We start from the raw sequence: 14,177 nt of genomic DNA, 5'->3' as shown, positions 1-14,177 counted from the left end.
TTTACCAGATTTTTACCCGTACTTTGTCGTCACGGTACATGCCATCGCCCGGTTTTACATCGTACGCATCGTAAAACTGCGGCATATTCGACAGCGTGCCCAGTACGCGGTACATGCCCGGCGAATGCGGCCCGGTAATGACCTGCTGGCGCAGTGCTTCGTCACGGAATTTAATCCGCCATACCTGGCCCCAGCCCATAAAGAAACGCTGTTCGGCACTAAAGCCATCAATCAGCGCAGCCGGCTTACCTTGCAGTGAGTTTTGATAGGCTTTATACGACACCGTTAAACCGCCTAAGTCGGCGATATTCTCACCCAGGCCCAGTGCGCCCTGCAGGTGTAAATCGTCTATCGGATTAAAGGCACTGTATTGATCAACCATCAACTGTGCCCGTTGCTGAAACTGTGCGGCATCTTGCTCTGTCCACCAATCACGCAGGTTGCCGTCACCGTCAGAGCGGCGGCCCTGGTCGTCAAAGCCGTGGGTAAATTCGTGACCAATAACACCACCGATAGCGCCGTAGTTCACGGCGTCGTCTGCCGCCACGTTAAAGAACGGCGGCTGTAAAATAGCCGCAGGAAACACAATTTCGTTCATGGTAGAGCTGTAATAGGCATTAACCGTTTGCGGCGTCATACCCCACTCGGTGCGGTCTACCGGCTTACCTAAACGCTCTGTAGTGCGCTGGTATTCACATTCGGCACTGCGGCGCAAATTACCAATTAAATCGGCAGGGGTAATCTCTACACAGCTGTAATCACGCCATTTATCCGGATAACCAATTTTGGTGTTAAATTTGGCCAGTTTAATTTGTGCCTGTTTTTTCGTTACCGGGCTCATCCATTCCAGCTCGTCTATCGACTGGCGAAAGGCGCCGCGCAGGTTTTCAATCATTTGGTCCATCCGCGCTTTGGCTTCCGGCTTAAAGTACTGTTCGACATACTTTTTACCCACCATAAAGCCGAGGTTGTTATCTACCAGACTGACGGCACGTTTTTCGCGGCTACGCTGCTCCTGCAGGCCGTTTAAGGTTTTGCCGTAAAAGTCGAAGCTGGCATCAACAAAAGCCTGGTTCAGGTTATTGGCATTGCTGCGCAGTAAATGAAACTTCAGATACTGTTGCCATTGCTCAACTGATGTTTGCGTCTGCAGTTTGGCAAAGGCGGTAAAATACGTAGGCTGACGCACCACCAGTTGCTCAATGTCGCCCAAATCTGCCGCAGCTAAAAACGTCTGCCAGTCAAAGCCCGGTGCCAGTTTGGCCAGCTCTGCTACAGTCAGCTTATTATAGGTGGCATTACGATCGCGGTTTTGTACTCTGCTCCACTGCGCTGTCGCAAGCTGTTTTTCCAGCGCGACGATATCGGCTGCAGCTTGTTCTGCGTTATCAAAACCCGCCAGGGTCCACAGCTTGGCAATAAACGCCTGATATTTTTGCAGCAGCTCGATTGAACGGGCATCATCTTTTAAGTAGTAATCTCTGTCCGGCAAACCTAAACCGGCTTGTGACGCGCCGGTAATATACTGATCTGATTGCTTCTGATCCTGGCCGACATATACCGCCACCGGCGTGCCGACGCGATATCGCTGCCAGTTGCCCCACAAGGCGGTTAATTCTTTATGGTTACTTACGTTTTCAATTGCTGCCAGCTCGCCGCGTAGCGGATTTAAACCCAGCACCTCAGCTAACTGTTCATCCAGAAACGATTGATATAAATCAGCAATTTTCTGCCCGTCAGAGCCTTTAACATGCTGCTCAGCAGCCAGTTGCTGTACTATCGCCAACACTTGCTTTTCGGCGTTTTCACGCAGTTCATCAAAGCTGCCCCAGCGTGCTTTATCAGCCGGAATGTCGGTGTTTTCTAACCAATTGCCGTTAACATAACGGAAAAAGTCCTGTTGTGGCGCCACACTGGTATCCATATTGCTCAGTGTAATGCCCGAGCTTAAACCAGCTGGGCTCTGTTTGGCGGTAGTTTGCTCTGCGGCGGTATTGGCAGCCGATGTTGTGCTGTTAGAGCAGCCAACAGCACTCAATGCCAGCGCTACGCTTAGCGCGACTGAGGTGATTTTTTTCATTTTGGGTTCCTGGTTAGGTCAAACATAGTTGTTATTATTGAGTACCGCACCAGTGTAGGGCGCGGATCAGCGCTGTCCAGCCAATAGCCGTTAAGCACAAGGCTGGCTGCGATAAATAACCGCGCGTTAACGGCCGATTTAACTTGAACTACGTAGTGTTTTTGCGCAGGATCAGCGCCAGACGTTTTAACTACAGGACTTACCATGTTAGATACTGCTTTAACTTCACTTGCCGGTTTACCCGCCTTTGCCGCCTACTTTGCGCTGGCCATCGTGTTATTGCTGTTGTTTATCCGCCTGTATACCTGGGTAACACCACATGACGAGTTTGGCCTTATTCGCGCCAATAACCCTGCCGCAGCCATTGCTTTTGGCGGTGCGCTAATCGGTTTTGCCTGGCCACTTGCCAGCGCCATTACGCATTCGATGTCATTGCTCGATTGCGCCATTTGGGGCGGCGTGGCCCTGGTGGTGCAGGTGCTGACTTTTGTTATCAGCAGCGCCGCGCTAAAACAGCTGCCACAACGTATTACGCAAGGCGAGCTGGCTGCCGGCATTTTCTCTGCCGCCTGTTCTGTTACTGTCGGTATGCTAAACGCCGCCTGTATGAGTTATTAAGGAGTACTGCATGAGCAAAACTTTTAAGCGCAGCAAAACTGCCAGGCTGATTATGATGGTGCCCGCCGCAGGTATGGTGTTGGCTGGCTGTGGTGAAAAACCGGTTGAAGTACAGGTTTTTAATACCCCGGACGAATGTGCCGCCTATTACAATCCACCAGCCGAATGTAAAGCGGCTTTTGCCGAGGCTGAAGCATTGCACCCGCAGGTAGCCCCGCGCTATGCCAGCAAACAGGAATGTGAAACCGACTTTGGTAGCGGCCAGTGCGAAACAGCCCCTGTGCTGGCGGCAAATAATACCGCAGTAGTAAACGGCACTGAGCAAACTCAGCCACAAAGCCAGCAAAGCAGCGGTTTTTTTATGCCGATGATGATGGGCTTTATGGCCGGTCAAATGCTAAACCGCGGTGGTATGGCCGGTGCACCGCAGCAGCAAACGGCTAACGCCACGCGCAGCCCGGTTGCCAACCAACCACTGTATAAATCGCGTGATGATCGCGGCACCTTTCGCACTGCCACCAACACGCCGGTTGCTTCACAGCCCGGCGCCGCCAGTATCCGTCCGTCGGCGGTGCAACCCAAACCTGCCAGCATGGCACGCCGTGGCGGCTTTGGCGCTCAGGCGGCTAAGCGCAGTGTTGGCAGCTATGGTGGTTAATAGCTGATGAAACGTATTAACAGTAACCCCAGGCTGGGTTGGAAAGCCTTCGCCGAGAGCGTTGGCTTTAATTTTCATACCTTTGACGGCGAGCCGTATTGGGATGAAAGCGCTTATTATCAGTTCAGCCTTGAGCAGATAGAGCAGGATCTCGAGCAGCCCACTGAAGAGTTGCATCAGATGGCGCTGGACTTGGTAGACGATATCGTTGGCGATGAGCAAAAGCTGCAGCAACTGGCCATACCGCCGCAGTTTTGGGATGCCGTGCTGGCCAGTTGGCGCGCAAAAGAACCGCACTTGTACGGCCGGATGGATTTTAGCTATAACGGCAGCGGCCCGGCCAAGCTGCTGGAGCTGAACTACGACACGCCAACTTCATTGTATGAAACCGGCTTTTTCCAGTGGGTGTGGTTAGAAGATCAGTTAATGCGCGGCGAGTTACCGCAAGGCGCCGATCAGTTTAACTCGTTGCAAGACAAGCTGCAGCAAGCCTTTGGCGAGCTTAACCTGCCACAGCCGTTCTACTTTGCCAGTGTGACCGAAAGTATAGAAGATAAAGGCACAGTAGATTACCTGATGGATATCGCACTGCAGGCCGGGCTTAACTGCCGCTATATTCAGTTGGAGCAACTGGGCGATATCGATGGCCAACTGGTCGATTTAGACGGCTTTCCTGTTCACGGCTTATTTAAGCTGTATCCGTGGGAGTTTATGCTGCAGGAAGACTTCGCCGGCACTATTTTAACCAGTCAAACCCGGTTTATTGAACCGCTATGGAAATGCCTGCTGTCAAACAAAGGTATATTGCCACTGCTGTGGCAAAAGTATCAGGGCCACCCCAACCTGTTGCCGGCGTTTTTTGATGACGGTAGTAGCTTGCAAAACGGCTGGGTACGCAAACCACTGTTATCGCGTGAAGGCGCTAATATTCAGCTAGTTACCGCTGAAGGCCAGGCATTACAACAAGACGGCCCTTACAACGACAGCGGCTTTATTCATCAGCAACTGGCAGCGTTGCCGAAATTTGGCGATAACTACACGCTGATTGGCAGCTGGGTAGTTGGCGACAGTGCCGCCGGCATTTGCATCCGCGAAGATAACAGCCTGATCACCAAAGACAGCTCACGCTTTCTGCCGCATATTATTCTCGACTAAGCTGCCATTTTGCGCGGAGTGCCCGTTACAGCACTTCGCGCAACTTTAACATTCTTCCCGATAAACGCCATTTTTGGCCCGATAATATGTAAAAGAACCGGGCACTATACTGTAAAAAAATTCCGTCTTACTTCAGTCATTTAAGTGTAAATCAAAAAATTATCATCAAAAAATCCAACGTTATTTTTGACAACGCTGTCATTTTTGCCATAGTCAATACCGCTCATTTTCTAAACGACACGGAGCAGTAGCGTCAGGCCGACAACAAATAAAATGTGCCAAGCAATGCGTTGCCATACTGCAGTAACTTGCAGCGCATCCTCAATAAAAAAGATAACAAAATAAGCAACACCATTGGAGGAAGTTATGTTTAAACAAGCAGTTAAAAGCTGTGGTGGCGTTTCGCTACTACTGCTGGCAGCCAGTGTTCAGGCGGCCACACCCAATGCCCCGGTGCTCAGCTGGATGGCAGCCGATTACCAGCTACAAAACGGCAGCGTACAAGTACCGCTAAGTTGGGATATGTGGTGGGGTACCAACGGCAACAAGTGGTATTTGCATCAAAATGACAGCGTTGTCTTTGAAGCTGCACTGACAGCAAATGGCCAGAATGCGCAAAGCGGCAGCACCAGCCTGACGTTTAACCAGCCCGGCAGCTATCAGCTGCAAGTCAGCCTGTGTCAGGTGAGCGGCAGCACGGAAGAATGCGCGCAAAGTGGCGTTACCACCGTAAACATCAGCGGCACCGGCGGCGAACCCGACCCGGTAGAACCTGATCCAGTCGACCCGGATCCTGTTGACCCCGATCCGGTAGACCCGGACCCTATCGAACCTGACCCGGCGCTACCTGCTAAACCGGCTTTTGCCTGGAGCGAAAACAGCGTAACGTTAAACGGTGGCAGCGCCAGCCTGAACCTGGCGTGGAATATGTGGTGGGGCACTAACGGCAATCTGTGGCAGTTAAAACAAAATGGTGTGGTAGTACACAGCGCCAGCCTCAGCAGCGCCAGCCCGGCCGCGCAAAGTGGCAGCACCAGCGTTAACTTCAGCAGCACCGGCAACTACAACTTTGTTGTTAGTCTGTGCCAGCAAAGCAGCGATGCCCTGCTGTGCACCGACAGCGATGTAAAAACCGTGGCAGTAACGGCAGGCTCTGGCGGTGGAGATGGTGGTGATGGTGGCGACGGCGATGGTAGCTTCGACCCATGGACCGATCTGGATATGACCGCCTGGCCACATCCGTTAAAGCAAAATAACGTGGCTTATAACAACACCAGCGGTAAAAAAGTCGGAGCATATTTTGTTGAATGGGGTATCTATGGCCGCGCTTTTAATCCGGCTGATATTCCGGCGCAAAACCTGACGCATATTTACTATGGTTTTATCCCGCTGTGTGGCGATAACCCGTCACTCCAGGCTGCGAATCCGGAAGGTTATGCCGCGCTGAACAGCCAATGCGCCGGTAAGCCGGACTACTCGGTTGTGGTGCACGACAAGTTTGCCGCACTGGAAAAAGGCTATCCTGGTGATGTTTGGGACCAGCCAATTCGCGGTATTTTTGCTGAGCTGTACCGGCTGAAACAAGCGCATCCGCACGTAAAAATTCTGCCTTCCGTTGGCGGCTGGACCTTATCCGATCCGCTGTATCAGGTTGGCGTAAACCCGGCAGCGCGGGCGGTATTTATTGATTCCATTATCGATTTTATCCGCACCTACGATTTCTTTGACGGCATTGATATCGACTGGGAATTCCCGGGCGGCGGCGGTGCCACACCCGAATTGGGTAGTCCACAGGATGGCGCCGGCTTTGCCACCTTAATGCAGGAACTGCGCGCTGCGCTGGATGCACTGGAAGTGGAAACCGGTCGCGAATACGAGCTGGCCGCAGCCATGTCTGGTGGCGTGGAAAAACTCAGCGTGGTGGACTGGGAAGATGCCGCACCGCATATGGACTACATCAACCTGATGACCTACGACTACTACGGCGCCTGGAATGGTGTACTTGGCCACCAAACCGGTCTGTATCCTTCGCCAAACTCACCTATTGTTGGTTTTAGTGCCGATGAAGCCGTGCAGTATCTGCTAAACCGTGGTGTACCGGCTGGCAAGATCGCTTTGGGCGCCGCCATGTACGGTCGCGGCTGGCAAAATGTGTCTGGTGTATCCGGCAATAATCCGTTTAGCGGCACCGGGAGTGCGGGCATCAGCGGCGGTTGGGAACCGGGCATTATGGATTACAAAAAAATCGAGGCCGATTTTATGGGCGGACCGGAGGCCAGTGGCGTGAACGGCTTTACCGTAGGCTGGGATGACACGGCCAAGGCCAGTTATGTCTGGAACCCGGCTACCAATACGCTGATCAGTATTGATACCAAGCGCTCAGTACGCGAGAAAGGCGCCTATGTTCTGCAGCATCAGTTGGGCGGTATTTTCGCCTGGGAAATCGATGCCGACAACGGCCATATTTTAAACGCGATGCACGAAGGCTTAGGCCATACGCAGCAATAACTAATATTGCCGCGGCCCTGTGCTACTCAGTTGGCTCGGGCTCTATAGCCTAAGTGATTGGAGTTGCAGTGAGGCGACGAGTGAGCGAGACCCCATGAGCATAGACAAACTATGTGATTGGGGCGAGCAAGCGAAGTCAACAAAGCTGCAGCTTCAAGCACGACGGGTATGCCGGCATTTTGCAGGAACTTTGATATGAAACTAACTACTACCTTGTCGCTGCTGGCATTAGCCAGCACAGCGGCTTTTTCTGCCCACGCAGTTGATTGCAGTAGCCTGGCGCAGTGGCAAAACGACGCGGCCTATAGCGGCGGCGCTCAGGTACAACAGCAACAACAGGCCTTTCAGGCTAACTGGTGGAATCAGGGCCAGGACCCGCTCAGCCACTCTGCGCCGTACCAGGAATGGAGCTTACTCGGCAGCTGTGATGGTACTGAGCCAGAGCCGGAACCAGAGCCCGACCCGGAACCTGAACCCGAACCCGAGCCAGACCCTGAGCCTGAACCAGACCCCGAACCTGAGCCCGGTCCGGGCGTACCTGGTGATAACAGCTGCCGGCCCGATGGCCTGTATCAAACGCCCGGCGTTAATGTACCTTACTGCAGTGTGTATGATGCCGACGGCCGTGAAATCATCAGCCCGGATCATCCACGGCGCATTATTGGCTACTTTACCAGCTGGCGCCATGGCAAAAACGGCCAGCCGGCCTATTTAGCCTCCGATATTCCGTGGGATAAAATCACCCATATAAACTACGCCTTTGCCCATGTTAATGGCGCCAATCAAATCTCGGTTGGCGATGCGGCCGCCCCCGACAATGCCTCTACCGGTATGGAATGGCCCGGTATTGCCGGCGCTGAGCTCGACCCTAACCTGCCGTATAAAGGCCACTTTAACCTGTTGAATAAGTACAAACAGCAGCATCCGCATGTTAAAACGCTGATTTCAGTTGGCGGCTGGGCAGAAAGCGGCGGCTATTTTGACGCCGACGGTGATCGGGTTGCCAGTGGCGGTTTTTATACTATGACCACCAACAGCGACCTAAGCATTAATAATCAGGGTATTAATACCTTTGCCGACTCGGCCGTAGCCTTTATCCGCCAATACGGCTTTGACGGTGTCGATATTGATTACGAATATCCTACCAGCATGAACGATGCCGGTAACCCGGACGACTTTGCCCTGGCCAACGGCCTGCGCGGTGGTTTAATGCGCTCTTACGTTGAGCTGATGAAGGTACTGCGGCAGAAACTGGACGCCGCCGGTGCGGCTGACGGCAAGCACTATTTGCTGACCATCGCCTCACCGTCCTCCGGCTATCTGCTGCGCGGTATGGAAGCGTTTCAGGTTACCCAATACCTGGATTACGTTAACATTATGAGCTACGACCTGCACGGCGCCTGGAACCAGTTTGTCGGCCATAACGCCGCATTGTTCGATACCGGTGAAGACGCCGAGTTAGTGGCCTGGAACTACTACAATACCGCGCAATACCAAAATATCGGTTATCTGAATACCGATTGGGCTTACCGTTATTTCCGCGGCACTATGCCGGCCGGCCGGATTAACATTGGTATTCCGTACTACAGCCGTGGCTGGAAAGATGTGCAGGGCGGCAACTTTGGCCTCTGGGGCAGCGCGGCCTTACCGAACCAGAATGAGTGCCCACCCGGCACCGGCGGCAGCACAGTAAGCAAATGCGGTAACGGCGCCGTCGGCATCGACAACCTGTGGCACGACAAAAACACCATGGGCAGCGAAATGCCGGCCGGCTCAAACCCATTGTGGCACACCATGAACCTGGCTGAAGGCATCAGCGCCAGCTACTTCAGCCTGTATGATCTGGACCCGACTAACCCGGAGCATCAGCTGACCGGCAGTTACAGCCGCCACTACGATGCTACCGCGGTGGCGCCCTGGTTGTGGAACGCGCAAAAGCAGGTGTTTTTATCGGTAGAAACCGAGCAAAGCATCGCCGCCAAAGCACAGTACGTGATAGACAACGGCATTGGTGGTGTAATGTTTTGGGAGCTGGCCGGCGACTACGGCTGGGATGCTGCCAAAGGCGAGTACTTTATCGGCAATACGCTAACCACGCAGTTTTATAACAGCTTTAACGGCGCCAGCCCTTATGGTGCGGTAAAAGCTGAACGCGCTATGCCAACGCAGGCGGCAGATATCCGCCTGAGTATCAGCGACTTTAAACTGGGCGATCAAAACTTTCCGATCAACCCCAAGCTTACACTTACCAACCACAGCGACAGCACCATTCCGGGTGGCAGCAGTATCAGCTTTGATGTGCCAACCGCGATACCGGATAGCATCAGCGATCAAAGTGGTTTTGGCTTAACGGTAATAGAAAGTGGCCGTAACGCCAGTGGCAACAATATCGGTGGCCTGGAGAATAACCTGCACCGCGTCGCCTTTACCCTGCCGGCTTATTTAACAGTTGCCAGTGGGGAAAGCGTTACGGTAACGCTGAATTATCAGCTGCCGATGCCAATGCCGTCGAACTGGGTGCTAACCGCTAACGGCAACGAGTATGCCTTTGCCGAAGAGTACCCACAGTTGCCGCTGGTGGACATTGGTGACGGCGGCGACGGCGACGGCGGTGATGGTGGTGATGGCGGCGACAGCTGCGGTGGTATTACTGCCACTATCTACCCTTATCCGCAGTGGCCGCAAACCGACTGGGCCGGTAACCCCAGCCATGCCAGCGGCGGCGACCATCTGTCGTATCAGGGTGGCGTGTATAAAGCCAACTGGTGGACTAATTCGGTGCCCGGTAGTGATGGCAGCTGGAGTTTTATTTGTAATTTATAACGTGCGACAGAGCGCAAAACGGTGAGCCGCAAACTTACCGCTTTTCCTTGCGAGGGTCGATGCCTTATCAGGGCGCCACAGAGTGTCTGAGTCCGCACGCCAGTGCGGGCGAGTTGCTGTGGCGAGCCTGAGAAGGACTTCGACCCGGAGCGCCTTGCCTGATAACCAAGAGAAACCACTATGCAAAGCAAAAATCTACTCCCGATACTACTCACCTCCAGTGCGTTGCTGTTCAGTCTGCAGGCTAGCAGCCATGGTTATGTCGACTACCCCAAAGCGCGGCAGCAAATTTGTAAAGACGACGGTGGCTACTGGTGGCCGGCCGATGGCAGTGGTATGCCTAATGCCGCCTGCCGCGCTGCCTACCAAGAGTCCGGCGGTTATATGCTAACGCAACACCACGAATTCTCCGCTAACGTCGGCGACTACCGCAATATGGCAGCAGTGCAAAACGTAGTCAGTGACGGCAGCCTGTGTGCCGCCGGCGACAGTAACAAAAGCGGTATCGATATTCCGTCAGCCGAATGGCAGCGCACCACTATCGATCTGGCGCAAAGCAGTGAGCTCACGCTGCGCTTTCGCGCCACTACGCCGCATAACCCCAGTTTCTGGCAAATTTACTTAAGCAAACCCGGCTTCGATGCCGCAGCGACTCCATTAAGCTGGAACCAACTGGAACTGATTTACCAGCAAAGTGATGTGCCCGCCGACACCGGTTATTACACCTTACAAGTGCCACTGCCAACTGATCGCAGCGGGCCGGCTGTGTTGTATACCCGCTGGCAACGGGTCGACGTGGTCGGTGAAGGCTTTTATAACTGCTCCGACATAGAGCTGGTGAATGGCGGCGGCGATACGCCGGCGCCGCTGTGGTTTGATAAAGGCGCTTACGTTAACCTGCAAACGCCGGCTGAAGTCGGCGGTTATGCCCGGCTGCGGCTGTTTAATGCCGATGGCCAGGAGCTTATCGACGAAAGCTGGCAAATTACCAACGCCAATATCGGCAATGCGCTGTGGGCCACCAAGCTGGCAGCGCAGGTAAACAGCCAATACAGCAACCTGCTGCAACTTGGGCTGTTAAGTGGCGATAATGTGGAATTTAGCAGTGATTTAGCAGCAAATCGCGCCTATGCGCGGGATAACAGCCATTTTTATAACCTCGACCTGCGCCCGGCTGCTGATAACGGCGGCGATGATGACGGTGATAATCCACCAGGCAATTGCCCGGGTTATGACCTGAGCACAATTAACAGCTACCCGAACTGGCCGCAATCAGACTGGCAAGGCCAACCCAGCCATGCAGCTGCCAGCGATAAGCTGATTTACCAAAACGCGCTGTATCAAGCCAACTGGTGGACACAAAGCTTGCCCGGCAGCGACAGCAGCTGGACGCAGTTATGTAGTTGGTAATTACTTTATAAAGCTAATAACGTAGAAATAACACAGGCCGCAGTCGCGGCCTGTTCTCATTGCAATAATCAGCGCAGCAACGCCTCAAGCACCTGCTGCTTTAACGCCTCAGCCGCATCGCGGCCGATTATGCCTTCTGCCAGTACCAGGGTTTTACCATCTACCTCAGCTTGCAGCCGATAGTATTCGGTGCGTTCGCCTTCGCCATTTGTCGACACCATCGTCTGTTTAATCTGTAGCTGTTCCGGGGTGGTTAATGCTGCCTGGCGCTGATACAGCCGGAGTCCGAACATAGTACGCAGCATCCGTATTTCGCCGGGTGCGACACTGGCTTGCAGGCTGCGGCCGAGCCAAAACAGGCCAAAGCATAAAATCAACAGGCCTATCGGTGTAAACACCAGTGCCATTAGCCATAGCATACCGCCCTGGCTGAGTGCCTCAAAAGTGAGAAACACGCCGGCGGCGGTGAAAATGCCACCAAATAACATCAGCGACAAAGCGGTGCCGGTATGGCGGCCGGCCTTGCTGACTAAGTACAAGGTATCGCCCTGCACCTGTTGCTGGATCTGACTGGCCGCAGCGTCAAAAGCCGCGACCTGCCGCTGTTGTTGCTGCAACTCAAGCTCTGCAGCAGCGGGCTGCCAGCTACAACGTGCGTTACCTGCGATCACCGGCAGTGTCCATTGCCGGCTGAATTCAAGCTGTTCCTGCTTTTGCTGCAGCTGACCTTTGCAGCTTAGCTGCCATTCTATCCGGCCTTTGTAACGCGGGTCTTTGCCGGTGGCCGGTAGCGTGTCGGGCACGTCCAGTATCAGCCAGTGTTTGCCGTCTACCATACGGAACACACCGCATTGCCCGCTCCACAGCGGCTGACGGTGGGTAGTGCGGTTTTTGCCACTGCCGCTTCGATATACATGCAGACAACTGAGCTCTGCTTGCGGCATCTGTGTAAAGCGGCCATGCTGCAGCGTAAAGTAGCCACCTACCTGACCGCCGGCATTACCCGGGAAAGGCTCAGCAAAAAACGGTGTTTTACCAATTTTCTGCCAGTGCTGCAGCTTGCGGCGGCCTTGCCATAGCAACAAGGCGCCTACCAGCGGAAACAGCAGTACCAGCAATACCGCATAATTGGCTTTGGGTAGCTCTTCAGTCAGCGCCGGATAGCTGATGAGCACACCGACAACAAAAAAGACCGCGCCCATAGCCAGCATCACCTTGTAACCGGTTCTATTGTTACTGGCGATACCCCCGACCGGCGTTTTACTGCCTTTACTGTGTTGTTTTTGCATCCGTTGCTCCTGCTCTGCAGAGGTTAAGCGAGCGGTGAAAACATAATTACATCGTTTTACAATAAGCAGTCGACAGCTGCAATTCAAGCGGGCCAGAATACACCACAATAATACGGAATAAATATTCTTTAAAAGTGGATATAAACCCACTCATCACCTAAAATGCCGCCTTTGCCGCAGCTATAGTTGGCATTTTGTCATACAGCTGCCATCTTTATGTCCTATATAGCTATTGTCTTATCAAAAGGAAGCCCAACGCCCGTGCGCACTACTGAACTTGTTTCCGGTTTTCGCCAGTCTGCCCCCTATGTTAACGCTCACCGCGGCAAAACCTTTGTGGTGATGCTCGGTGGTGAGGCTATTAGTCAAAGTGGCTTTCGCAGCATTATTAATGACATTGCTCTGCTAAACAGCCTGGGCATCAAAGTGGTACTGGTGTATGGCGCACGGCCGCAAATTAACGCCGCGCTGCAGCAAGCCGGGCTGGAACCCACTTACCACAACCGTGTGCGGGTTACCGATGATGACTCGTTCAAGCTGATAAAACAGGTGGCCGGCGCCCTGCAACTGGATATTACTGCGCGCTTATCGATGAGCTTAAGCAATACCCCGATGCAGGGCGCGCAAATTAACGTGGTCAGCGGTAACTTTGTTATCGCCCAGCCGCTGGGCGTAGATGAAGGCATAGACTACCACCACAGCGGTCGCGTACGCCGCATTGACGCTGCCGGTATCCGCCGCCAGCTGGATAACAACGGCATAGTATTAATGGGGCCGATAGCCGCCTCGGTAACCGGTGAAAGCTTTAATTTAACCGCCGAAGATATTGCTACCCAAGTGGCGGTAAAGCTGAAAGCCGACAAGATGATTGGCTTTAGTGAAATTGGCGGCATTGTTGGTGAAAATGGCGACATCACCGCCGAACTGATGCCCAACGCGGCAGAAAAAATTATGCTGCAGATGGAACAGCAACCTGATGCCTGCCCCGGCACGCTGGCGTTTTTACATGCTGCCATTACTGCTTGCCGCGCGGGCGTACCGCGTTGCCACCTGGTCAGTTACGATGAAGACGGCGCCTTGCTGCAAGAGCTGTTCTCCCGCGATGGTATCGGTACGCAGATTGTTACCGAGTCGGCGGAAAAACTGCGTGCCGCCAGCATTTCTGATATCGGCGGTATTTTGGATTTAATCCGGCCGCTGGAGCAACAAGGTTTGCTGGTGCGCCGCTCACGCGAGCAACTGGAAATGGAAATTAACCAGTTTACCTTAATTGAACGCGACGGCCTGGTTATTGGTTGTGCCGCCTTGTATCCGTTTCCGGAAGAAAATGTCGGCGAATTTGCCTGCTTAGCGGTGCATCCGGACTACCGTGATGCCGACCGCGGCAGCATCTTGCTCAAAGCGGTGATCCAGCAAGCGCGACAACGCAAATACGACAAGCTGTTTGCCTTAACCACACGCAGTATTCACTGGTTTTTAGAGCAGGGTTTTGAACTGCTGACAGTAGATGATTTACCGGCACAGAAAAAGCAGCTGTATAACTATCAGCGTCGCTCAAAAATTCTCGCCATCACCCTGTAACACCCTGCCGGTTGCGCGGCTATGGCGCGGCAGCCGGCACATTCTTTAGCTAAGC

General features: G+C 53.5%; 9 protein-coding genes. 7 read left to right on the top strand and 2 right to left on the bottom strand.

All coding sequences use genetic code 11. From position 1 onward, the window contains the following. Position 1: 1 nt before the first annotated feature. Entirely contained in the window at positions 2–2,080 is a 2,079-nt protein-coding gene (locus Q8O77_RS05740; RefSeq protein ID WP_305551893.1) for a M13 family metallopeptidase, read from the bottom strand. Between the two features lie 204 nt (positions 2,081–2,284). Between Q8O77_RS05740 and Q8O77_RS05735 the strand changes: the two genes are divergently transcribed. From Q8O77_RS05735 to Q8O77_RS05710, 6 genes are all read left to right on the top strand, one after another. Then, a complete protein-coding gene (locus Q8O77_RS05735; RefSeq protein WP_305551892.1) occupies positions 2,285–2,698 on the top strand; it encodes a DUF350 domain-containing protein in 414 nt (137 codons plus the stop codon). A gap of 10 nt (positions 2,699–2,708) precedes the next feature. After that, positions 2,709–3,356 (top strand): DUF1190 domain-containing protein, encoded by a 648-nt coding sequence (locus Q8O77_RS05730; protein ID WP_305551891.1) that lies wholly within the window; start codon positions 2,709–2,711, stop codon positions 3,354–3,356. Positions 3,357–3,362: 6 nt separating this feature from the next. Continuing rightward, complete coding sequence (locus Q8O77_RS05725) at positions 3,363–4,511, top strand: glutathionylspermidine synthase family protein (protein ID WP_305551890.1); 1,149 nt, start codon at positions 3,363–3,365, stop codon at positions 4,509–4,511. A gap of 366 nt (positions 4,512–4,877) precedes the next feature. Next, positions 4,878–7,019 (top strand): glycosyl hydrolase family 18 protein, encoded by a 2,142-nt coding sequence (locus Q8O77_RS05720; protein ID WP_305551889.1) that lies wholly within the window; start codon positions 4,878–4,880, stop codon positions 7,017–7,019. Positions 7,020–7,214: 195 nt separating this feature from the next. Continuing rightward, positions 7,215–9,842, top strand: coding sequence for a glycosyl hydrolase family 18 protein (locus Q8O77_RS05715; RefSeq protein ID WP_305551888.1), 2,628 nt, complete (start codon positions 7,215–7,217; stop codon positions 9,840–9,842). A 180-nt stretch (positions 9,843–10,022) separates the two neighbouring features. Continuing rightward, complete coding sequence (locus tag Q8O77_RS05710; protein ID WP_305551887.1) at positions 10,023–11,252, top strand: lytic polysaccharide monooxygenase; 1,230 nt, start codon at positions 10,023–10,025, stop codon at positions 11,250–11,252. Positions 11,253–11,320: 68 nt separating this feature from the next. Here Q8O77_RS05710 and Q8O77_RS05705 read toward each other — a convergent pair whose 3' ends face one another. Next, entirely contained in the window at positions 11,321–12,541 is a 1,221-nt protein-coding gene (locus Q8O77_RS05705; RefSeq protein WP_305551886.1) for a hypothetical protein, read from the bottom strand. A 261-nt stretch (positions 12,542–12,802) separates the two neighbouring features. Here Q8O77_RS05705 and argA point away from each other — a divergent pair, with 261 nt between their 5' ends. Continuing rightward, positions 12,803–14,122, top strand: a complete 1,320-nt coding sequence (gene argA, locus Q8O77_RS05700; protein ID WP_305551885.1) for an amino-acid N-acetyltransferase — start codon at positions 12,803–12,805, stop codon at positions 14,120–14,122. Positions 14,123–14,177: the final 55 nt, after the last annotated feature.

Origin of the sequence: Rheinheimera sp., from assembly GCF_030690345.1 — a bacterium.
GTDB lineage: Bacteria > Pseudomonadota > Gammaproteobacteria > Enterobacterales > Alteromonadaceae > Alishewanella.
This window is presented reverse-complemented; position numbering and strand designations above follow the sequence as displayed.